The organism is Citrobacter sp. Cpo100 (assembly GCF_030332595.1).
GTDB lineage: Bacteria > Pseudomonadota > Gammaproteobacteria > Enterobacterales > Enterobacteriaceae > Citrobacter > Citrobacter portucalensis.
Genome location: NZ_JAOWHM010000037.1, coordinates 335,676 through 358,663, shown reverse-complemented (window position 1 = coordinate 358,663; position 22,988 = coordinate 335,676). Strand labels below are relative to the sequence as shown.

Genomic DNA, 22,988 nt, shown 5'->3' with positions numbered 1-22,988 from the left:
ACGTTGTGAGTCTCTCCCCGTTTTCAATTCACTGACTGTGCTATAGCTAACCTTTGCCACTGAGGGAGCATAGTAATGGAAGCACTGAGTCGTGAAACGTTAGAAAACATGATGGAGCAAGCCGTTGCCCACGCAACCACCGTCTCATTCTGGCCGCAGAGTGAAGCCCCCGGAGCAAAAAACAGCGATGCGGTCTTTACGCCAGAACCCCGACATACAGGAACATCTCAGTATGATCGTGCTGTCACCGGTATTCGCGCCCCGGAAATTACCGTTTATGCCCCCGAAAAACCTAACGGCGTAGGGATCCTTGTTACACCGGGAGGTTCTTACCGTCGCGTGGTGATGGATAAAGAAGGCAGCGTACTGGCACCATTCTTTAACGCCCGCGGTTATACCCTGTTTGTGATGACCTACCGCATGCCGGGTGATGGCCATGAGGAAGGTGCAAACGCGCCGCTGGCCGATGCCCAGCGCGCCATGCGCTACATTCGCGCCAACGCCCATGAATGGAAAATTAACCCTGATCGTATCGGTGTGTTGGGCTTCTCTTCCGGTGGTCACGTAGCCGCCAGTCTGGGAACCCGGTTTGCCGAACCGGTTTATACACCGATTGATAGCATAGACGAGCAACCAACGCGTCCTGCGTTCATGGCGTTGGTCTACCCGGTGATTACTCTGCGTGAAGACATCGGCCACCCGGGCTCTCGTCTTGAGCTGGTTGGCGCTACGCCCGAAAAGGAAGATCTGCGCCACTATTCTCTGGAAGAGCGAGTGGATAACACGACACCGCCGACATTCCTGCTACACGCCATCGACGATCCGGCGGTGAAAGTAGAAAACAGCCTGGTTTTCTTTAATGCGCTACGTGGGCTGGGCGTTCCGGTCGAAATGCATCTGTTTGAACGCGGTAAGCACGGATTTGGTATTCGCGATGCGCAAGGGTTACCGCTGGCCATCTGGCCGGAAATGATGATGAACTGGATCGCCACCAAAGTGTGAGAATTGCGCCGGGTGGCGTACAGGCTCACCCGGCGAAAAACTTAAGACTGCAAATACACTACCTGTGTTTGCAGGTATTCATTCAGACCGTGTTTACCATCTGCCCCGCCAATCCCGGACTTGCGCCAGCCAGCGTGGAAGCCCTGCATCGCCTCGAAGTTTTCGCGATTAATATAGGTTTCGCCAAACTTCAGCCCCTTAATCGCCTTCATTGCCGTATTCAGATTCTGCGTATAGATCGATGAGGTCAGTCCGTAGTCGCTGTCATTGGCCATCGTCAGCGCCTGTTCCAGCGTATCAAATGCCACCACCGGCAGCACCGGACCAAACGTCTCCTCGTGCATAATCGCCATATCCTGGCGCACGTCTAACAGTAACGTCGGCGGATAGTAATAACCTTTACCGGCAATGGCTTTACCACCCAGCACCACACGGGCGCCTTCCTGCTCCGCTCGCTCGACTTTTTGCTCTACACGCGCCAGCGCAGCGGCATTAATCAGCGGCCCCATCGCAATGTCATTGCGTTCGGCCGGATTGCCAAACTGCACGGCTTTCATCGCCTCACCCAGACGATTAACGAACTGGTCATAGATACCTTTCTGAACGTATACGCGCTCGGCACAGTTGCATACCTGTCCGGTATTGATCACCCGCGAGTCAACAATAGCCTTCACCGCCAGCTCAAGGTCAGCATCGTCCATCACGATAGCTGGGGCCTTGCCACCCAACTCCAGACAAACTTTGGTGATGTTTTTGGCCGCTGCGGCCATAATTTTCTCACCTGCACCGACGCTACCGGTCATGCTCACCATGGCGACCTTCGGGTTTCCGGCCAGCTCCTGACCGACCGTTTCACCGCGTCCCAGCACCAGGTTAAAGACCCCGCGCGGTAAACCAATGTCATCAACAATTTTGGCAAAGGCGATGGCGTTATTCGGTGTGAATTCACTCGGCTTAACGACAATGGTATTTCCCGTCAGCAAGGCGGGAGCCAGTTTGCGGGCAATCAGGAAAAACGGGAAGTTCCACGGCAGAATGCCCGTCGTCACGCCCAGTGCACGCTTAAACAGCAGGATATTCTCACCCGGACGATCGCTTTGCAGGATCTCGCCTTCATAGCGACGCGCCCACTCCGCCATGTAATCGATATAGTCGGCGGTAAACGCGACTTCAACGTCAGCCAGTTGTTGAATTTTTCCACCTTCCGCCACAATCAACGCGCTGATTTCATCGGCTCGCTGGCGGATACCTGCAGAAATTTTGCGTAACCAGTTTGCCCGTTCAATGGCAGGAAACGCTTCCCATTGCGGCTGAGCGCGATCCGCGGCATCGATCGCTTTACGCGCGTCTTCGGCACGCCCATCGGGAATACGCGAGATAATCTCTTCCGTGGCCGGATTGACGACATCAATCCAGGCGTCATCGTGCCAGGTCACAAACTGCCCATCGATATACATAGGATGTTGTACGGGTACTGACATGCGGCTCTCCTGTGATTGATTTGTTTTTAACAAGTAAAACTATTGTTAATTAATATCAATCATGCATGACGCATTATCGCTGGAGTGGCGGTTCTGTGAACTGCTTCATAAAAGCGTCTGGAAAAGTAAGAATGAAGAGAAAAACTAGGTGGGATTTCTGCCCGTTTGCCGTAAAACGCCGACAAACGGGCAGCAAGAATTACAGAGAACGGCTCTCCAGTAAGTCGGTCAGCGCGGTATCATTTTTTAGCTGCTGCCAGGCTTGCTCGACGTCCTGGGGGATATCGACATGTACGATAAAATCGTGTCCACAGGGCCCGTAGCCGGTTGCATCATCACGCAGGCGCGGAAGTTCACCAGTAATGAGAGAAAGATAGCGTTCTACCAACCACAGACCTTCTGCGGCGGGCACAAAATCCACGCCGTTGTGCTGTTGGGCCAGTTCAGGAATGAAACCAGGGAAACTCAACCAGCGCGGCGCATGCGGTTCATCGCGGGTGACACGCTGAAACGTAGCCATTGTGCGGCGTTGCATCGTGGGATCCTGCACCACTATGACGGTATGAATACTTTCTGCCGCCTGATTCAGTAATGCACAGCTAAACCGGGCATTCTCACCGCAGTTTGTCGACTGATCTTCCACCCAAATTTTCTCACCCGGAATTTGCCAGAACTGGTGAGCAATATCGGCAAGGATCGCCGCTTCCGCGCGTCCGGTAGTACGAATGATGTTATAACGCGGATGCTGGGCAATCGCATCATACAGAAAGCGCGTGGAATGACCGATGCCACCGCTAATCAGCAAGGGAACCTGTTGCTCTTTCGCGATCCGACAGGCGGCGTCGATGGTAGGAATAACCGCGTTTCCTGCCAGAATCACGCAATCTGACTGAACGGTGATATTCCCCGTAAAATCATTCTGCGCCAGCCATCGCCCTACGGTATTGATAGCCGCAAGGGTGGTTGCGGAAAGTGTCGGAAACTGACTCATATTGATGACTCCTGGTGTTTATCTTTACCGGGTACAGATGCCGGATGGCGGCTACGCCTCATCCGGCCTACGGTCCTGCACCGATTTATCCCGAAATCTGCTCCATCGCCTGCAGAATACGTTTATCGGAGATCGGATACGGCGTACCAAGCTGCTGGGCAAAATAGCTGACGCGCAGCTCTTCTATCATCCAGCGGATCTCTTTGACATCGGCATCTTGACGGCGCGCGGGAGGCAGTTTATTGAACCACTGCTGCCAGGCCTGCTGCACACTGTCCACTTTCAGCATCTGTGCACGGTCACGGTGCGGATCGATAGCCAGTTTTTCCAGACGTTTTTCAATAGCCTGCAAATAACGCAACGTATCGCCCAAGCGTTTGAAACCATTGCCGGTAACAAACCCGCGATACACCAGTCCGCCCATTTGCGATTTGATATCCGCGAGACCCAGCGCCATGGTCATATCCACGCGCCCTTTCAGACGTTTATTGATATTAAACACTGCGGTCAGGATCTGTTCGACCTGCTTCGCAATCTCCACCACCGTATCGTTCAGTTCAGCCCGCACTTTCTCATGCAGCGCGGTAAAGCCTTCTTCAGTCCACACCGGGCCACCGTTGGCGTCAATTAACTGATCCACACCGCAGGAGATACAGTCGTCAATCAAATCCAGAACTTTACCGTATGGGTTAAAGTACAGCCCCAGCTTGGCTTTATTGGGCAGCTTCTCATGCAAATATTTGATTGGCGAAGGAATATTCAGCAGCAACAGGCGGCGTAAACCGCACCACATCGCCTGCTGTTGTTCCAACGGATTATCAAACAGTTTGATGGCAACGCTGTCACGCTCATCGACCAGCGCCGGCCACGCTTTCACCTTATAGTTACCGCGCTTTTGTTCGTAACTTTCCGGAAGTTGACCGAAGCTCCAGATGTGCAACCCACTCTGTTCGATGCCGTCATCGGCCACCGCAGACAATGTTTCCTGAACTTTACCCTTCAGCGCATCCTTCAAATCTTGCAGCGAACGCCCTTCCTGTAGCTTCTTATTTTTATCATCCACCACCCGGAAGGTGATTTTTAGATGATCGGGCACCTGATCCCAGTGCCAGTCTTCACGGTCAACGGTAACGCCGGTCATGCGGCGCAGTTCACGCTCCAGCGAGTCCAGCAGCGGCAGTTCCAGCGGTGTGACGCGGCCTAAAAACGCTTCCGCATAGTTCGGCGCGGGCACAAAGTTGCGTCGTACCGGTTTTGGTAACGACTTAATCAGGGCAATCACCAGTTCGCGGCGCAGCCCCGGGATTTGCCATTCAAAACCGCTCTCTTCGATCTGATTAAGCAGCGGGAGTGGAATATGTACGGTCACACCGTCCGCATCGGCTCCAGGTTCGAACTGGTAGCTCAGGCGCAGCTTAAGGTTACCCTGATGCCAGAAGTTCGGATAATCCAGCTTACTGATTTTCTCCGCACCCTCTTTGATGAGCATGCTCTTTTCAAAGTTGAGCAGATCCGGTGTTTCACGGCTGACCTTTTTCCACCAGCTATCAAAGTGACGAGCAGAAACCACGTCATGGCTGATGCGTTGGTCGTAAAACTCAAACAGCGTCTCATCATCGACCAGAATGTCGCGACGGCGTGATTTGTGCTCTAACTCTTCCACTTCAGCCCGTAACTTCAGATTGTCACAGAAAAACGCATGGCGCGTTTGCCAGTCGCCTTCCACCAGCGCATGACGAATGAACAGTTCACGCGACAACGCGGGATCGATCTGGCTGTAATTTACCTTACGGGCCGCAACAATCGGTAAGCCGTAGACAGTGACTTTTTCTGTCGCCATCACAGCACCCTGCGCGCGTTCCCAGTGCGGTTCGCTGTATGAACGTTTGATCAGATGCTGCGCAACTGGTTCCACCCACTCGGGATCGATACGTGCGGCAATACGTCCCCACAGGCGACTGGTTTCCACCAGCTCTGCCACCATCGTCCACTTCGGCGGTTTTTTGAATAAACCTGAACCCGGGAAGATCGAGAAGCGAGCGTTACGCGCCCCGGTAAACTCCTGTTTATCGGTATCTTTCATCCCGATGTGCGACAGTAAACCGGTCAGCAACGCGACGTGGATCTCCCGATATTCAGCGGGTTCGCTGTTGACCGGAATACCCAACTCTTTCACCACCTGGCGCAGTTGCGTGTAGATATCCTGCCACTCACGCACGCGCAGGTAGTTCAGAAAATCAAGTTTGCACTGGCGACGGAACTGGTTTGACGACAGCGCTTTTTGCTGCTCGCCGAGATAGTTCCACAGGTTCACAAATGCAAGAAAATCAGACTCTTTGTCATGGAAGCGGCGGTGCTTCTCGTCGGAAGCTTGCTGCTTGTCCATCGGGCGCTCGCGCGGATCCTGAATGGACAGCGCTGAGGTGATGATCATCGCTTCGCGCACACAACCATGTTTTTGTGCTTCCAGCACCATTCGCGCCAGCCGTGGGTCTACCGGAAGTTGCGACAGCTGACGGCCCAACGGCGTTAACTTGTATGCAGTTGCCTGTTCGTCGGTGGTTATCGCCCCCAACTCTTCGAGCAGGCGTACACCGTCCTGAATATTGCGCTTATCCGGCGCTTCAACAAACGGGAACGCCGCGATATCGCCCAGCCCCAACGCGGTCATCTGCAAAATAACGGATGCCAGGTTGGTACGCAGGATCTCCGGGTCGGTAAACTCCGGGCGCGACAGGAAATCGTCTTCGGAATACAGACGAATACAGATCCCTTCCGAAACACGACCGCAGCGACCTTTACGCTGGTTAGCAGAAGCCTGCGACACCGGTTCAATCGGCAAGCGCTGAACTTTGGTGCGGTAACTGTAACGGCTGATACGCGCGGTGCCCGGGTCAATTACGTATTTGATTCCCGGAACGGTCAGCGACGTTTCCGCCACGTTGGTCGCCAGCACGATACGGCGACCGCTGTGCGACTGGAACACGCGGTTCTGTTCGCTGTTTGAAAGACGCGCATACAGCGGTAGCACTTCGGTATGGCGCAAATCCAGCTTATTCAGCGCATCGGCGGTATCGCGAATTTCACGTTCGCCGCTCATGAAGATCAGAATGTCGCCAGGCCCTTCACGCCCCAGTTCATCTACGGCATCAAAAATTGCCTGCAGTTGGTCACGCTCAGTGTCATCTGCATCTTCAACAATTGGACGATAGCGCACTTCCACCGGATACGTTCGGCCGGAGACTTCGATAATCGGCGCGTTATTGAAATGCTTTGAAAAACGTTCAGGATCGATGGTCGCCGAAGTGATGATAATTTTTAGATCCGGGCGACGCGGTAGAAGTTCTTTCAGATAGCCGAGCAGAAAATCGATATTCAGACTGCGTTCATGCGCTTCATCGATGATAATGGTGTCGTACTGCATTAGCAGCCGATCCTGTTGGATTTCTGCCAGCAGGATACCGTCCGTCATCAGCTTGACCATGGTGTTATCACTGACATGATCGCTGAAACGAACCTTATAACCGATACAGCCGCCCGGCTCGGTCTGCAGCTCTTCCGCAATACGGTTCGCCACGGTGCGCGCCGCCAGACGACGCGGCTGGGTATGGCCTATCAGCCCTTTTACCCCGCGCCCCAGTTCCATACATATTTTGGGTAACTGGGTGGTTTTCCCCGAACCGGTCTCACCGGCGACAATCACCACCTGATGGTCGCGAATAGCCTCCAGAATATCCTGTTTTTTCTGGCTGACGGGCAGGTTTTCCGGGTAGCTAATTTCCGGACGCGCCGCTTCACGCAGCACAACTTTACCGGCTGCCAGCTCAATCTCTTTCGCCATCTCCTGGTAAATGGCCTGTTGTGCATCAGGATTTTTAACCTTCTTCACACCGTGCAAGCGGCGGGCAAAACGCTGTCTGTCACGCAGCATCAGTGAGTCCAGCTGTTGCTGCAACATGTTGAAGGTTAATTTTTGTTGTTCTGTCATAGCGTTAAAAGGCAGTGCTCTGCCGGGTTAAATCTCTTTTAGATGATGGGTATAGAGTACCACATCGGCGCTTTTCATGTGTTGTTCAATAATTTCGAACATAGGATTCGATATATTGCGCTATCACTGCGACAGGATTGTGAATAAAGTGTCAACAAGCAACGGGGCACTACCCCTTCAAACACATAAAAGGAAACACCCATGAGCAAGGTATTAGTTCTTAAATCCAGTATTCTGGCAGGGTACTCTCAGTCTGGTCAGTTGTCTGATTATTTTGTTGAACAGTGGCGTGAAAAGCACTCTGCTGATGAAATCACTGTCCGCGACCTGGCTGCAAATCCTGTACCGGTACTGGATGGCGAACTGGTGGGTGCGATGCGCCCGAGCGATACACCGCTGACGCCGCGTCAGCAAGAAGCGCTGGCGCTGTCCGATGAGCTGATTGCTGAGCTGAAAGCGCATGATGTGATTGTTATCGCCGCGCCGATGTACAACTTCAACATCCCAACGCAGTTGAAAAACTACTTTGACCTGATTGCCCGTGCAGGTGTGACTTTCCGTTATACCGAGAAAGGCCCGGAAGGTCTGGTGACAGGTAAACGCGCGGTGGTGCTGACCAGCCGTGGTGGTATCCATAAAGACACACCAACCGACCTGATCACGCCGTACCTGAACGTATTCCTGGGCTTTATCGGCATCACCGACGTGAATGTCGTCTTTGCTGAAGGTATTGCTTACGGCCCGGAAGTAGCGTCTAAAGCACAGTCTGATGCGAAAGCCGCTATCGACAGCGTGGTAGCTGCCTGATAATTCCCCCTCTCACCATCCGGTGGGAGGGTTTCTCCGACACTTACTTCTTTCCCTGCATTTGTATCTGTTTGCCGTGAATGCGATTGATATCACGCCAGATGGTTGCATAATCCCTGCATTTCGCCAGATTCTCTTCCCAACAATGAAGCAAAAACTGTTCAGGCTCCGCGACATCCCGGCTTAACAGTTTGAATACCCAACGATTCCAGACATACCACTTGAGAAGCCACATGATTTCACCCCACGACGCGACCGGTGTTGGACTATATCAGCATCCATTTTATGCCGTGTGGCAACTATTGCGATGTCGATGAATAATCCAGCGTTGTGTCCCTCTGGCTGTGTGAAAAAGCGGTTTACTCTTTTCTCAACCACTTACCATTAATACCCTGCACATACTCTCCCGGTTTAGCACGAGCAACCAGCTTTTGCCCGGCCATTTTTGCCACTTCATCTGGAGGAATATTATTGCTCTCAGCCAGTTGCTGATAGCTGGCGTTGCGCGCTTTATTAATCTCACTCACCAGCGCCTGCGTTTCGGCATCGGTTTTCAATGCAACCAGATAGCCATTGAGCGTTTCCCCTACTCGCCCCTGAGTTCTGGCTTCATTCAGGGTCAATGCCCACGTATTGCTGCTGAGTAAACTCAGGACGACCAGCGCCACTGCAAACTGTTTTCTCATCATGACCTCAGAACAAATCGCTGCGCGATTTCAATAAACTTTCGACGTCTTTATCAACTTTGATATGGATCTCATGCTCGATTTTGACGTTCATATTAATGGTGATGGGCTCTTTTGGCGCAGCCACTTCGATTCTGGGAGTACATCCTACCAGCAGAGATGAAGTCAGCAGACCTAGCATGGCAGCTATCGTTTTCATTGTTGTTCCTCACATTCCTTGCCTTCCGGGCAATGGGTTTCCGGCAGCGCTGCATTTTGTTCAAGCCATGCCTGTAAATTGTCGCCAAAACGCAAACTGCGCCATAGCGTAAAGACGTTTTCCTCGTGGGTATAATTCAAATTAACCGTACCTACTTTGCCATCTACCCGACTATTGCCAGTCACGGTTGACTGCATGGTTAAGACACCGAGGTTATCCAGATTTATTTTCGTCCACGAATGGCTTATTTCCATATAACGCAGCCAGTTAATGGCTGCCCCCGCCGCCATGTTATCTTTGACGACCGCATCCGCTGTGTCCTTATCAATACGCAACGTCATCGGTCCTGGATTAGTCAACCAGCCGTCTTTTATGATCCATTTTTCGTTATCCAGCCATAATGGCAACGCGCCACTGACCGGGCCAGACATGGCGAACTGTTTGGGGTTAACCGCACTGATAAGCTCGCTGGAAGAGATATTCTGCACCCGCAATAAGGCCGGGTCGTGCTGCGGCATCCGCAGTTGCTGCATGATGATTTTGCCACCCAGCAGGTCGGCACTGACATCGCTCAACAGTAACGGGTTGTTTTCACTCCAGGGGTACGCCCCCTGCAAATCGGCGGCGATATTCTTCACCGTCACCTGATTCACCACTTCCGCAATACGCAGTGAAATAGGTCCACGCGTACCCAGTTGCCATGCGCCTTCACTGAACCGGAAAGGCAATACAAAATCGACACCGTTGATTTGGTTATCGGGCATCCAGGCGCTACCGCCTTTTAACACCCCATGACCGCCTGCTTCAAAGCCCTGCTCCGGGGCTGCCGAAAACGCGACCTGCGCATACAGATCACCTTCACGTAGCTTCATTTTCCAGTCAGGTGGAACCAGAGGTTGGAATACGGTGAGCGATTGTTTTGGCCACCATGCCTGTCCGCGCAGGCGGATACCGTCCCAACGACCATTCAGCTGTACGGGCCCAATCGCCCCTGCGTGAAGCTGGCCTTTGAACTGGAAAATTGTCGGATCGCTACCTTCCACGCTGAACTTCAGCGTCGATGGTGGTAACACGCTTCCCCCGGTGAAGGTGGTGTTCCCTGCGTCCAGCGACAGCGCGCCGCTAAATGTCGGTTTGGTTGCATCCCGCACCCAAACTATCGGTTCGTCCATCACCAGACGCGGATTTTCCACCTTCATCGTGCCGTATTGCAGATGATCAAATCCGGTAGAAAGATCAAATAGCTTCAGGGTGTTGTCATGCCATTCTCCCTTACCCGCTACGTCCCAACGGGCATGCATCGGCGTAAAGCTGCCTTCCCCCCAATATCGCCACTGCCAACGACCGGCATCAGGAAGAAAATCATTTGCCAGGCCATCCAGATGCAGTTCAAAGCCCCCCATCTGGTTTTCATGCGCACGTAAAATAGCCTGCAGACGCCCATCCACACCACGTTGCGTGACTTTTACGCCTGCCAGCGGCCAGCGAATCTCGTCAATATCCAGCGAATCAATCACCCGCCCACGTGAGCGCAGCAGCGCTCCTGGCTCAAAAGCCAATTGTGGATCGTTCAGACTTCCGCTAAGTCTGGCGGGCAATTTCGCGTAGAAGATCAGATCGCCCTGTTTCGCTTCACCGGTCAACAGTAGCGGCATCTCGCTACTATCCATGCCAAGCTTACCCGGCCCCAGCGTTAATACGGCATTTCCTTTACCGGCGTCGCCATGCGTCAGAACGTTCAGACGCCCGCTCACCACCGCGTTTTCCAGTCCGGCCTGCCAGTTTTCAACTTTTATGCCCAACCGCCCGCTTAACGGGAATCCCTGATAAGGCCAGTTCCAGCGTCCGTCGCTGATGGTCAGTTGCTGGCGTGTTATTTCCCACGGAAGGTCAAGCAGCGGATCGGCATTATCACGCGCCATGACGATCAGTTGTCCGCTGTTTTCTTGCCACTCCAGTTCGGCGTCCACAAGCGTGGGCTCTTGCGGCAGACTTAACGTCGCAACCGCATGACCGCTTACCGGTAGTCCATCGGGCACCAGTGGCATAGTAAATTCACCGACTAGTTTTACCGGCGGCTGGCCTTCAAATGCCGCAACATCCAGCTCCGTTACCGTGAGGTTTTGCCCGTGCAAACGCCCCTGAAATTTAACTTTTTCACCCTGGTAACGCAGCTGTTGAGTAGCGGGAGTGAGCGAGAGTGACAGTTTTCCCTGCCATTCCTGCCATGGAGAAAGAATAAGTTTGTCGATGTTAATCCAGGTATTGGGCAGCATTGACTGCCATTCAGCCAGCGTTTTAGGCGCTGCTGGCGACGGCTCTGCCTGCGGCAATTTGGCCAGGCAAGCTGAATCCAACTCAATGGTCCCGACATTCAGCGACCAGCGGCTGGGGTGAGACAGATCCGCCTGAGTGATGCGTGCTAGTGGGCAATCTTCAACAAGATAGCGGAGTTCAGGTATATGCAACCCATGCCGTGTCAGCCGCGGGCTCTCATCCAGCGCGATGCGTGTTCCAACGGGTAACCAGATACCCACCAACGTAGGCACCCACAGGCCAAGCGTCATCACTAGCGTCAGCGGCACGAGAATCAATAATAAGAGGAGTGCCAGAACGGCTTTATATTTACCCTTCATGGGTAGTTAATATCCTGATTTAGCAAAAATTTAAGCCGGTTTAGGCCTGTATTGTGGCATGTTTAACTGGATATGCCCACATTAAGGATAGATAACCGATTTCCAGGCACGCTGTTACACGTGCCGTCTGGGATATTAAGATTCAGACTCAATGAGGCCTAAGTTGTCCATCGCTATGTTTAGGTCCGATACGACCTGCTTCTATCAGAATTTCCTCAATGAGTTCTTCGAGGCACTCCCTACCATGATGATCGCAGACCAGATGTACCTGCCGGGAAATCTCATCAGGTTTCATACCATCGCATAATGCCGCCTTGAGCATTAGGGTGGCCCATCGTTTTGCTTCAGAGTGAGTCAGCATAACCCCTCCCGATAATTGCTAACTGTATAAGCGTAGCTGTCCGGATGTGATTCGGCTGGCTTTTTACCTGCCGCGATATTCGGGGGTTGAGTTGGATAGAAAAATATCCAGTTGTTGAAATCGCCTAACCTGCCCACACTAACAACAGATGCGCTGACATTATTCATTACGCCTATGACTATCAATAACTTTTTAGATTTTGTAAAATAATTTGAATTGGATTAATGTGACGTCAAAATCACTGGAGAAAGTCTTATGAAACTCGCCATCTATAGTACAAAACAGTACGACAAGAAGTATCTGCAGCAGGTTAACGAGGCTTTTGGTTTTGAACTTGAATTCTTTGACTTTCTGTTGACGGAAAAAACAGCGAAAACCGCCCATGGCTGTGAAGCTGTGTGCATTTTCGTCAACGACGATGGCAGCCGCCCCGTTCTGGAAGAACTGAAAAAGCATGGCGTGAAATACATCGCGCTGCGTTGTGCCGGGTTCAATAACGTCGATCTCGACGCAGCAAAAGAGCTGGGTCTGCAGGTGGTTCGTGTTCCAGCTTATTCACCAGAGGCCGTCGCTGAGCATGCGATTGGCATGATGATGACGCTGAATCGCCGAATTCACCGCGCCTATCAGCGTACCCGTGATGCCAACTTCTCTCTTGAGGGGCTGACCGGTTTTACTATGTATGGCAAAACCGCTGGGGTGATCGGTACCGGTAAAATCGGTATTGCTGCGCTGCGGATCCTGAAAGGTTTTGGTATGCGTCTGCTGGCGTTCGATCCTTACCCGAGCGCTGCTGCGCTGGAGTTAGGCGTTGAATATGTCGATCTTAAAACGCTGTTTGCCGAGTCCGATGTCATCTCTCTGCATTGCCCGTTAACACCGGAGAATTATCATCTGCTCAATCACGAAGCCTTTGAACAGATGAAAAACGGCGTGATGGTCATTAACACCAGTCGTGGTGCATTGATCGACTCACAAGCCGCTATCGATGCGCTGAAAAACCAGAAAATTGGTTCTCTGGGTATGGACGTGTACGAGAACGAACGCGATCTGTTCTTTGAAGATAAATCCAATGACGTCATTCAGGATGATGTATTCCGTCGTCTGTCAGCCTGCCATAACGTGCTGTTTACCGGTCATCAGGCATTCCTGACCGCAGAAGCGTTAACCAGCATTTCTGAGACCACGCTGCAGAATCTGGCCCAAATCTCTAAAGGCGAGACCTGTCCAAACGCCCTCTTCTAATTCCTGTGCTCCCCTGGCGTCAGGGGAGCATTTTCAGACAATCACCGATGATAAAACATTCAGTATCATTATTATATTGAATGTATTCCCGTCACAAACGTAGAGAAATTTAATGAAGAAAGTTGTCACGTTGATTGCGCTCAGCATGCTGATGGCTGGCTGTGTGAGCAATGGAAAAGTTTCCGTCAATCGCGAACAGTTGCAGCATCACCGCTTCGTTTTGCAAAGCGTGAATGGTAAAGCCGTCACCACCACCAACAACCCACCTGAGTTAAGTTTTGGCGAAAACATGACGGTATCAGGAAAGATGTGTAATCAATTCCGCGGTCAGGGCAAGCTGTCCGACGGTGAGTTGAAGGTAAAAGATATGGCGATGACGCGTATGATGTGCGCCGATCCACAGCTTAACGCGCTCGACGGGATCGTCAGCGAAATGTTTAAGAAAGGCGCACAGGTCGATCTGACTGCTGACCAGTTAACGCTGGCGACAGCAGAACAAACGCTGACGTATAAACTCGCGGATTTAATGTAGGAAACGTGGTGGCTTAATAGCTCCCACAACTTCCGGCGGCAAGCGACTGCTCACTACAGCGTTTGCCGTTGGGTAGCGCACACATCCCGATAGCAGAACCATCCAGTTGACGAGCAACAGAGAGCGAACCGCCAATCATGGCGCAATTAGCTTCTCCTGAACTGGACATTGCTGCCTTCATGCCCGGTGCGACATGCGCGGCGGTTGCCTGCTGAACAGGTTCGCTGCTACAAGCCGATAATAATAACGCGGCACATCCTACCCAAAACGCTGCGCGCATCTTACTCCCCTCTGAATATTAACCAAACGACACAGCCATAAATAATAGGCAGCGGAAACACCGCCGTCGAGAGGCAAAATACGCATTTATGCGTACTGTTTACATTTTCTGGCAATTTTTTGCCTGCTCCTTTGATCAAACCATTCATTCTGTTTATTCCAGGGACACAAAAGCGAAAATCTGTCTTTAGCGCTTTTGCTAAAATAGAAGGATAACAACCAGGACTCGCCGCTGTTACGCGTGTCCCTCTTTTTGCGCAATGTAAGGGTGTCAGTATGATCACAATTGACGGTAATGGTGCGGTTGCTTCAGTCGCATTTCGTACCAGCGAGGTTATCGCCATCTACCCGATTACGCCCAGTTCGACGATGGCTGAACAGGCAGATGCCTGGGCCGGGAACGGGCTTAAGAACGTGTGGGGGGATACCCCTCGCGTCGTAGAAATGCAGTCAGAAGGCGGCGCGATCGCAACCGTTCATGGCGCGTTGCAGACCGGTGCGCTCTCTACGTCGTTTACCTCATCGCAGGGCCTGTTGCTGATGATCCCAACGCTGTACAAACTGGCCGGTCAGTTGACCCCGTTTGTACTGCACGTTGCGGCTCGTACAATTGCAACTCACGCATTATCGATCTTTGGCGATCATTCCGACGTGATGGCGGTGCGCCAGACAGGATGTGCGATGCTGTGTGCCAGCAGCGTTCAGGAGGCACAGGACTTTGCGCTGATTTCGCAAATTGCCACCCTGAAAAGCCGGGTTCCGTTTATTCATTTCTTTGATGGTTTCCGTACATCCCATGAAATCAATAAAATTGTGCCACTGGCCGACGACACGATCCTCGGACTGATGCCGCAGACGGAAATCGATGCTCATCGCGCTCGGGCGCTTAATCCTGAGCATCCGGTTATTCGCGGTACGTCTGCGAACCCGGACACCTATTTTCAGTCACGCGAGGCAACAAACCCGTGGTACAACGCGGTTTACGATCATGTAGAACAGGCGATGAACGATTTCGCCGCAGCGACAGGTCGCCAGTACCAGCCATTTGAATATTACGGCCATCCTCAGGCTGAGCGCGTCATTATCTTAATGGGATCGGCGATTGGAACCTGCGAAGAAGTCGTTGAAGAACTGCTGGCGCATGGCGAGAAAGTCGGCGTTCTGAAAGTGCGTCTGTTCCGTCCATTCTCTGCCAGACATTTACTGCGCGCGCTGCCGGAAACCGTACGCAGCATCGCCGTTCTTGATCGCACCAAAGAACCCGGCGCACAGGCAGAACCGTTGTATCTGGACGTAATGACCGCGTTAGCAGAAGCCTTTAACTGTGGCGAGCGAGAAACGCTACCGCGCGTGATTGGCGGACGTTATGGCCTTTCTTCCAAAGAGTTCGGTCCAGACTGCGTGATGGCGGTCTTTAATGAGCTGAGCAGCGCGAAGCCGAAACCTCGCTTTACGGTCGGTATCTATGATGATGTCACCAACTTGTCGCTACAGTTACCGGAAAACACCCTGCCCGGTACGGCTAAGCTCGAAGCGCTGTTTTACGGGCTGGGCAGCGACGGTAGCGTGTCAGCCACCAAAAACAATATCAAAATTATTGGTAACTCGACGCCATGGTATGCGCAAGGTTATTTCGTCTACGACTCGAAAAAAGCAGGCGGTCTGACAGTTTCCCACCTGCGCGTTAGCGAGCAGCCTATTCGATCAGCGTATCTGGTTTCACAAGCCGATTTTGTTGGCTGTCACCAGCTGCAATTTATCGATAAGTATCAGATGGCCGAGCGCCTGAAACCAGGCGGTATCTTCCTGCTTAATACGCCATACAGTGTGGATGAAGTCTGGGGTCGTCTGCCACAGGAAGTTCAGGCGGTACTGAATCAGAAGAAAGCCCGATTCTACGTGATTAATGCGGCCAAAATCGCCCGCGAATGCGGTCTGGCAGCGCGTATTAACACCGTTATGCAAATGGCCTTCTTCCATTTGACGCAAATCTTACCCGGCGACAGCGCGTTGGCTGAATTGCAGGGGGCGATTGCGAAAAGTTACAGCAGTAAAGGACAGGACCTTGTTGAACGTAACTGGCAGGCTCTGGCCCTGGCGCGCGAATCCGTCGCCGAAGTAGCACTCCAGCCGGTTGATCCGCACAGCGCAAACCGCCCACCGGTGGTTTCTGATGCCGCACCTGATTTCGTGAAAACCGTCACCGCGGCAATGCTCGCCGGTCTGGGTGATGCCCTCCCCGTATCCGCGCTGCCGCCAGACGGTACCTGGCCAATGGGCACCACGCGTTGGGAAAAACGCAATATCGCCGAAGAGATCCCCATCTGGAAGGAAGAACTGTGTACCCAGTGTAACCACTGCGTTGCCGCTTGCCCGCATTCGGCAATCCGCGCCAAAGTGGTTTCACCTGAAGCGATGGAAAACGCCCCTGCCAGTCTGCATTCTTTGGATGTGAAATCACGCGATATGCGCGGTCAGAAGTATGTCCTGCAGGTTGCACCAGAGGATTGCACTGGCTGTAATCTGTGTGTCGAAGTTTGCCCGGCAAAAGATCGCCAAAACCCGGAAATCAAGGCCATCAATATGATGTCGCGTCTTGAGCATGTTGAAGAAGAAAAAGTTAACTATGACTTCTTCCTCAATCTGCCGGAGATCGACCGCAGCAAGCTTGAACGCATTGATATCCGTACCTCGCAGTTAATCACTCCGCTGTTTGAATATTCCGGCGCCTGTTCTGGTTGTGGTGAAACGCCGTATATCAAACTGCTTACGCAACTGTATGGCGACCGCATGCTGATCGCTAACGCGACCGGCTGTTCATCGATTTATGGCGGTAACCTCCCTTCAACGCCATATACGACCGATGCCAATGGTCGTGGACCTGCGTGGGCAAACTCTCTGTTCGAAGATAACGCCGAGTTTGGTCTGGGCTTCCGCCTGACGGTGGATCAACACCGTGTGCGCGTCATGCGTTTGCTGGAGCAGTTTGCGGATAATATTCCGTCTGAACTGAATGACGCCCTGCATGCTGAAGCGACGCCAGAAGTACGCCGTGAGCAAGTCGCAGCGCTGCGCCAGCATCTGAAAGATGTCGAAGGTGCACAGCAACTGTTAACCGATGCCGACGCGCTGGTCGAGAAGTCCATCTGGCTGATTGGCGGCGACGGCTGGGCTTACGATATTGGTTTTGGCGGGTTGGATCACGTCCTGAGTCTCACCGAGAACGTCAATATTCTGGTACTGGATACCCAGTGTTACTCCAACACGGGTGGACAAGCGTCGAAAGCCACGCCGCTTGGGGCGGTTACCAAGTTTGGTGAGCATGGTAAGCGCAAGGCTCGCAAAGATCTTGGCGTCAGCATGATGATGTACGGGCATGTTTATGTCGCACAGATTTCTCTGGGCGCCCAGTTGAATCAGACGGTCAAAGCTATCCAGGAAGCTGAATCCTACCCCGGCCCGTCGCTGATTATCGCGTATAGCCCATGTGAGGAGCATGGCTATGACCTCGCGCTAAGCCACGATCAGATGCGTCAACTCACGGCTACCGGATTCTGGCCGCTGTACCGCTTTGACCCACGCCGAGCAGACGAAGGTAAGCTGCCGCTGGCGCTCGACTCGCGCCCACCGTCAGATGCGCTGGCCGAAACATTGCTTAACGAGCAGCGTTTCCGCCGCCTGAACGCCCAACAGCCAGAAGTTGCAGAACAGCTGTGGAAGGATGCGACGGCTGATTTGCAAAAACGCTACGACTTCCTGGCCCAACTGGCAGGCAAAGCGGAAAAGAGCGGTACCGAATAATACGTTTTTCTCAGTATTAGCCCGGAACCAAAAAAAAAAGCCCGAACAGTTGTTCGGGCTTGTCAATTTATTCGCTGGCTAATTAATAAGTGTCATCAATATACCAACGAAAAATAAAACGTGACAATAAAGGCATATAACACGCGCAGAATAGCCCAACAAAATTCAATTGTATAATTTTTATTTTATATATATTTTCATTAACTCATTCATGTAAACTATCACTATTTCCGTAGAATTATTTGTTTAAGGTTTTACTTAAGACGTAACAATTCATATTTATCTCTTTGCGGAACTTCTCCTTTAGCATGCTTTTACTCCCTACATGGGTGGTCACAGGTTAATAAAAAAACTAAAGGATTATTTCAATGAACAGAAAAGTATTGGCTCTTGTTATTCCTGCCCTGTTAGCTGCTGGTGCTGCTCACGCTGCAGAAGTTTATAATAAAGACGGTAACAAATTAGATCTCTACGGAAAAATTGATGGTCTGCGTTACTTCTCTGACGATGCCAGCAATGATGGCGATCAGACTTATTTCCGTGGCGGCTTCAAAGGTGAAACTCAGATTAACGATATGCTCACCGGCTATGGCCAGTGGGAATATCAGGTAAATGCCAACACTACTGAAAGCAACCGCAGCAACAACTTTACTCGTCTGGCCTTTGCAGGTCTGAAATTCGGCGACTACGGTTCATTCGACTACGGTCGTAACTACGGCGTTATGTACGACGTAGAAGGTTGGACCGATATGCTGCCAGAATTCGGTGGCGACTCTTACACCAAAGCCGACAACTTCATGACTGGTCGTGCGAACGGCGTGGCAACTTACCGCAACACCGACTTCTTCGGTATGGTGAACGGTCTGAACTTTGCGCTGCAGTACCAGGGTGCGAACGAGCAGAAAAGCGACGAGTACAACCAGGAAGGTACCGGTAATGGTACTGGCCGTAACGTTCAGAACTCTAACGGTGACGGCTTCGGTCTTTCCTCTACCTACGATCTGGGTATGGGCGTAAGCTTCGGTGCGGCTTACACCACGTCTGACCGTACTAACGAGCAGACCACTGCGGGTGGCGACGTTGCTGGCGGTGACAAAGCTGATTCCTGGACTGTCGGTATGAAATACGACGCGAACAACATCTACCTGGCAACCATGTATGCAGAAACTCGCAACATGACTCCATACGGTGATAGCGGCGTAGCCAACAAAACTCAGAACTTCGAAGTAACTGCACAGTACCAGTTCGACTTTGGTCTGCGTCCGTCCGTTTCCTTCCTGATGTCTAAAGGTCAGGACCTGGGCGCTAACGGATCTGACGGCGACAAAGATCTGGTTAAATACGCAGACATCGGTGCGACTTACTACTTCAACAAAAACATGTCTACCTACGTTGATTACAAAATCAACCTGCTGGATGAAGACGATAGCTTCTACACCAACAAAAACATCTCTACTGATGACGTAGTTGCTGTAGGTCTGGTTTACCAGTTCTAAGTTTGTCAGCCCGCTGGCAACGGCGGGCTATCCTTATTCTCTATGTAACTGTGTTTTATCTCATTCGAAACATTATATCTGTTGCGTTAAAACACATCTCTGATAGATGATATCTTGCATTAAGGTCTGTAGTAGAGGATACCTGCAATGAATCATCATCCTGTAAAATCATCCCGTATTGCATCCGTCGGCTATGACGAATCCTCTTGCACGCTAGAAATTCGCTTTCACCAGTTGACTACTCTGCAATATCAGCAGGTCCCTGCCCGTATTTTTCGTGATTTCCTGATCGTGGTCTCTAAAGGCCGATTTTACGATGGGGTAATAAAAGGCAAATTTCCTGAAATCAAAATAAAGTGATGCCAAAATGTGATCGTTGTCATTGTACATAAAGTGCCATTACGCGGTAAGCTTTAGGTGGATACTTAAACAGGAGGTTTTATGAACAGAACGATTCTTGTACCCATCGATATTTCAGACTCAGAATTAACTCAACGCGTTATTGCCCATGTTGAAGCAGAAGCAAAGATTGACGATGCGCAGGTTCATTTTTTGACCGTCATTCCGTCATTGCCCTATTACGCTTCCCTGGGACTGGCCTACTCGGCAGAGTTACCGGCCATGGACGATCTGAAAGCCGAAGCGAAATCTCAACTGGAAGAGATTATCAAGAAGTTCAATATCCCAACGGACAGAGTGCACGTTCATGTCGCAGAAGGTGCGCCGAAAGACAAGATTCTGGAGATCGCTAAAAAATTACCGGCTGATATGGTCATTATTGCCTCACACCGACCTGACATCACCACCTACCTGCTGGGCTCTAACGCCGCGGCTGTAGTGCGTCACGCGGAGTGTTCGGTACTGGTAGTCCGCTAAGCTGTCTGGCCCGCACATCGTTGCGGGCTTTTTGTTTCTACGCCTTATCCCCCACGATTCCTGTCCTAAATGTGCTGACATTTTTCCCGCCAGAACATTCAGCACGTTGCCGCAAAAGGCAAACTTACTTGTTCCTTTATTAAGCGCCTGTAGTTTCAGTTTTATGAAATTTGATAATGATCCACTTGTGCCAGCAACCTACGCCCCTAATGCGACAAAATCTACAGTTTATGCCGCAGGTGGAAAACCAGATAGTGAGATAAATATTCCGGAAATCAATGGGACTTGCATCAACTACACCTTAAGAAAAGATGCAGAGACAATGCCTTTTTATGTGGCATTCGATAAGAATGGGAATAAAAAACATTTTGGCTATATCTCCTGCCAACAGGCGAGAGATAGGGGAATATTTAGCCAATAAGGAAGAATCCTGGCAAGGAGCCCTTTAAACAACCCGTTAAGCAATGAGAGTATCATTACTATTTTTTAAATGAGGATATTCAAAAAGAATAAATCGGCCCGCAAAAAGATATATTACATAATGGACCCTATGTTTCTACGCATCTTTCCTACATGAGTATCCTAAATGACAGATCGATGCACAGATAATATCGATGGTAAGGTTCCCGCTTTCCTGCGTTGATGTATCGCTACATCGCGACAACATTACGTCCTCTCTTGAAACCCAGGTAAAAACAGAGTATATATACTGTATACATATACAGCAAAAGAGCGATGAGCAATGTTCGTGGAACTCGTTTATGACAAAAGGAATTTTGATGGTCTGCCCGGCGCAAAAGATATTATTCTCGGCGAATTGACCAAGAGGGTTCATCGGATCTTCCCCGATTCTGAAGTTCGGGTTAAACCGATGATGACACTTCCGGCGATCAACACTGACGCCAGCAAGCATGAAAAAGAACAGATAAGCCGAACGGTTCAAGAAATGTTTGAAGAGGCTGATATGTGGCTGGTTTCAGATTAAGCACCTTGAATCGTCATATTGCTTAAGTACCATCCGCTGTGACTGGCAATCATTCAATACTCGCACTATCGGACGTTTGCCGGTCGGCCGCAGCCATGCTCTTGCATACGGCATGGTTGCGGCAGTTTGCCACACCCTGCGTTTTTCGCTCCCTGACATTGCTCGTTGATAGTTCAGAACTGAATTATCTGTCGGTAAGTTGCTCCACAATTTTCTTCAGCGCTTCAATATCTGCTTTCAACTGATTAATTGCTTCCTGTCCGGGGCTATGTACCTTTATCCAATCATGCTGTTCGCTGTTTATTCTGGTCTGGTCACGAAGAGCAAAAATCTTACTACTCTATGAGTAGCATAGGTGCCAGATAGAACTCAGCTGTAAAACGTGCTGGTATTCGTCGCCGTAATCCGTACCATACGCGGCATACTTTTGCCTGCTGGCTGTAATCGGCTGGAGCGAACCCATCATTTATAGCTAATCAGATGGGGCATGAAAACGCGCAAATAGTGTACGACGTCTACAGTACATGGATTGAAGAAATGAATGACGATCGGGTTGCAATGTTGAATAGCCAACTAGCCCTGTGATTGAAGTTTGCCCATTATATGCCCCTTTTGGTTTTTGAGAACGGTAAGAATGCAAGATAATCAACAAGTTACAAAGAAAGAACAATACAACCTGAACAAACTGCAAAAACGTCTGCGTCGTAACGTGGGCGAAGCCATTGCCGATTTCAATATGATCGAAGACGGCGATCGCATTATGGTGTGCCTTTCCGGCGGGAAAGACAGCTATACCATGCTGGAGATCCTGCGTAATTTGCAGCAAAGCGCCCCGATCAGTTTTTCCTTAGTTGCGGTTAACCTCGATCAAAAACAACCCGGTTTCCCGGAGCACATTCTGCCAGAGTATCTGGAACAGCTGGGCGTTGAGTACAAGATTGTCGAAGAAAACACCTACGGGATCGTCAAAGACAAAATCCCAGAAGGCAAAACGACCTGCTCGCTCTGCTCTCGCCTGCGTCGCGGCATTCTGTACCGTACAGCAACCGAATTAGGAGCCACCAAGATTGCGCTCGGCCACCATCGCGACGACATCCTGCAAACGCTGTTTTTAAACATGTTCTACGGCGGGAAAATGAAAGGCATGCCGCCTAAGCTGATGAGTGATGACGGTAAGCACATCGTGATCCGCCCGCTGGCTTACTGCCGTGAGAAAGATATCGAGCGTTTCTCCGAGGCGAAAGGTTTCCCGATTATTCCGTGCAATCTGTGCGGCTCACAGCCTAACCTGCAGCGTCAGGTCATTGCCGACATGCTGCGTGACTGGGACAAACGCTATCCAGGCCGCATTGAAACCATGTTCAGTGCGATGCAAAACGTTGTACCTTCACATCTGAGCGATATCAATCTGTTCGATTTTAAAGGCATTAAGCACGGTTCAGAGGTTGTGGACGGCGGGGATTTAGCGTTCGATCGTGAAGAGATCCCGCTGCAACCTGCGGGCTGGCAGCCAGAAGAAGATGATGCTCAACTGGATGAGTTACGCCTGAACGTGGTGGAAGTGAAGTAAGCGTCTGTCAGGCCTACAACGTGCATAAGCGCCTGTAGGCCTGATAAGCGGAG

19 protein-coding genes and 1 pseudogene are annotated in these 22,988 nt (G+C 51.2%); 12 read left to right on the top strand and 8 right to left on the bottom strand.

Going from position 1 to position 22,988, the window contains the following annotated elements:
• The first annotated feature begins 75 nt into the window (after positions 1-75).
• Positions 76-1,002 (top strand): alpha/beta hydrolase, encoded by a 927-nt coding sequence (locus tag OGX96_RS17295; protein ID WP_204192504.1) that lies wholly within the window; start codon positions 76-78, stop codon positions 1,000-1,002.
• Positions 1,003-1,043: 41 nt separating this feature from the next.
• Here OGX96_RS17295 and aldA read toward each other — a convergent pair whose 3' ends face one another.
• From aldA to hrpA, 3 genes are all read right to left on the bottom strand, one after another.
• Positions 1,044-2,483 carry an aldehyde dehydrogenase gene (gene aldA / locus OGX96_RS17290; RefSeq protein WP_286583707.1) on the bottom strand — a complete coding sequence of 480 codons (1,440 nt, stop codon included), beginning with the start codon at positions 2,481-2,483 and terminating at the stop codon, positions 1,044-1,046.
• A gap of 199 nt (positions 2,484-2,682) precedes the next feature.
• Positions 2,683-3,474 (bottom strand): YdcF family protein, encoded by a 792-nt coding sequence (locus tag OGX96_RS17285; protein ID WP_286583705.1) that lies wholly within the window; start codon positions 3,472-3,474, stop codon positions 2,683-2,685.
• 85 nt (positions 3,475-3,559) lie between these two features.
• Positions 3,560-7,462 (bottom strand): ATP-dependent RNA helicase HrpA, encoded by a 3,903-nt coding sequence (gene hrpA / locus OGX96_RS17280; protein WP_286583703.1) that lies wholly within the window; start codon positions 7,460-7,462, stop codon positions 3,560-3,562.
• A gap of 201 nt (positions 7,463-7,663) precedes the next feature.
• On the opposite strand from hrpA, the gene azoR reads away from it, so the two are divergent.
• A complete protein-coding gene (gene azoR, locus OGX96_RS17275; RefSeq protein WP_003020341.1) occupies positions 7,664-8,269 on the top strand; it encodes an FMN-dependent NADH-azoreductase in 606 nt (201 codons plus the stop codon).
• Between the two features lie 43 nt (positions 8,270-8,312).
• Here the strand turns inward: azoR and OGX96_RS17270 are convergent, their stop codons facing one another.
• The 4 genes from OGX96_RS17270 to OGX96_RS17255 form a co-directional block, all read right to left on the bottom strand.
• On the bottom strand, positions 8,313-8,504 hold the full coding sequence (locus OGX96_RS17270) for a hypothetical protein (protein ID WP_008784880.1): 192 nt from the start codon (positions 8,502-8,504) through the stop codon (positions 8,313-8,315).
• A 124-nt stretch (positions 8,505-8,628) separates the two neighbouring features.
• On the bottom strand, positions 8,629-8,955 hold the full coding sequence (locus tag OGX96_RS17265) for a YdbL family probable chaperone protein (protein ID WP_111465513.1): 327 nt from the start codon (positions 8,953-8,955) through the stop codon (positions 8,629-8,631).
• Between the two features lie 7 nt (positions 8,956-8,962).
• Positions 8,963-9,154 (bottom strand): YnbE family lipoprotein, encoded by a 192-nt coding sequence (locus OGX96_RS17260; RefSeq protein WP_008784882.1) that lies wholly within the window; start codon positions 9,152-9,154, stop codon positions 8,963-8,965.
• Positions 9,151-11,790, bottom strand: coding sequence for a YdbH family protein (locus OGX96_RS17255; protein WP_198802298.1), 2,640 nt, complete (start codon positions 11,788-11,790; stop codon positions 9,151-9,153). The genes OGX96_RS17260 and OGX96_RS17255 overlap by 4 nt, the downstream gene beginning before the upstream one ends.
• A gap of 616 nt (positions 11,791-12,406) precedes the next feature.
• Between OGX96_RS17255 and OGX96_RS17250 the strand changes: the two genes are divergently transcribed.
• On the top strand, positions 12,407-13,396 hold the full coding sequence (locus OGX96_RS17250) for a 2-hydroxyacid dehydrogenase (protein WP_003833196.1): 990 nt from the start codon (positions 12,407-12,409) through the stop codon (positions 13,394-13,396).
• Between the two features lie 112 nt (positions 13,397-13,508).
• On the top strand, positions 13,509-13,928 hold the full coding sequence (gene hslJ / locus OGX96_RS17245) for a heat shock protein HslJ (protein WP_198802300.1): 420 nt from the start codon (positions 13,509-13,511) through the stop codon (positions 13,926-13,928).
• A gap of 13 nt (positions 13,929-13,941) precedes the next feature.
• Here hslJ and OGX96_RS17240 read toward each other — a convergent pair whose 3' ends face one another.
• Positions 13,942-14,208 carry a putative hemolysin gene (locus tag OGX96_RS17240; RefSeq protein ID WP_003833199.1) on the bottom strand — a complete coding sequence of 89 codons (267 nt, stop codon included), beginning with the start codon at positions 14,206-14,208 and terminating at the stop codon, positions 13,942-13,944.
• A 275-nt stretch (positions 14,209-14,483) separates the two neighbouring features.
• On the opposite strand from OGX96_RS17240, the gene nifJ reads away from it, so the two are divergent.
• The 8 genes and pseudogenes from nifJ to ttcA all read left to right on the top strand — a co-directional run bounded on the left by nifJ (position 14,484) and on the right by ttcA (position 22,935).
• Positions 14,484-18,008 (top strand): pyruvate:ferredoxin (flavodoxin) oxidoreductase, encoded by a 3,525-nt coding sequence (gene nifJ / locus OGX96_RS17235; RefSeq protein WP_198802302.1) that lies wholly within the window; start codon positions 14,484-14,486, stop codon positions 18,006-18,008.
• A 368-nt stretch (positions 18,009-18,376) separates the two neighbouring features.
• A complete protein-coding gene (ompC, locus tag OGX96_RS17230) occupies positions 18,377-19,504 on the top strand; it encodes a porin OmpC (RefSeq protein WP_167819979.1) in 1,128 nt (375 codons plus the stop codon).
• Between the two features lie 147 nt (positions 19,505-19,651).
• A complete protein-coding gene (locus OGX96_RS17225) occupies positions 19,652-19,864 on the top strand; it encodes a KTSC domain-containing protein (RefSeq protein ID WP_048216297.1) in 213 nt (70 codons plus the stop codon).
• Between the two features lie 81 nt (positions 19,865-19,945).
• The gene (gene uspF, locus OGX96_RS17220; RefSeq protein ID WP_003833207.1) at positions 19,946-20,380 is read left to right on the top strand and encodes a universal stress protein UspF; all 435 of its coding nucleotides are present in this window, start codon (positions 19,946-19,948) and stop codon (positions 20,378-20,380) included.
• Positions 20,381-20,543: 163 nt separating this feature from the next.
• Positions 20,544-20,801 (top strand): hypothetical protein, encoded by a 258-nt coding sequence (locus OGX96_RS17215; protein ID WP_128853130.1) that lies wholly within the window; start codon positions 20,544-20,546, stop codon positions 20,799-20,801.
• A gap of 321 nt (positions 20,802-21,122) precedes the next feature.
• Entirely contained in the window at positions 21,123-21,365 is a 243-nt protein-coding gene (locus OGX96_RS17210; RefSeq protein WP_167819980.1) for a DinI family protein, read from the top strand.
• A 321-nt stretch (positions 21,366-21,686) separates the two neighbouring features.
• Positions 21,687-21,950, top strand: a pseudogene (locus tag OGX96_RS17205) (tyrosine-type recombinase/integrase); the annotation flags it as partial.
• 49 nt (positions 21,951-21,999) lie between these two features.
• Positions 22,000-22,935: a tRNA 2-thiocytidine(32) synthetase TtcA gene (ttcA, locus tag OGX96_RS17200; RefSeq protein ID WP_032943567.1), complete on the top strand. Its 936-nt coding sequence runs from the start codon at positions 22,000-22,002 to the stop codon at positions 22,933-22,935.
• Positions 22,936-22,988: the final 53 nt, after the last annotated feature.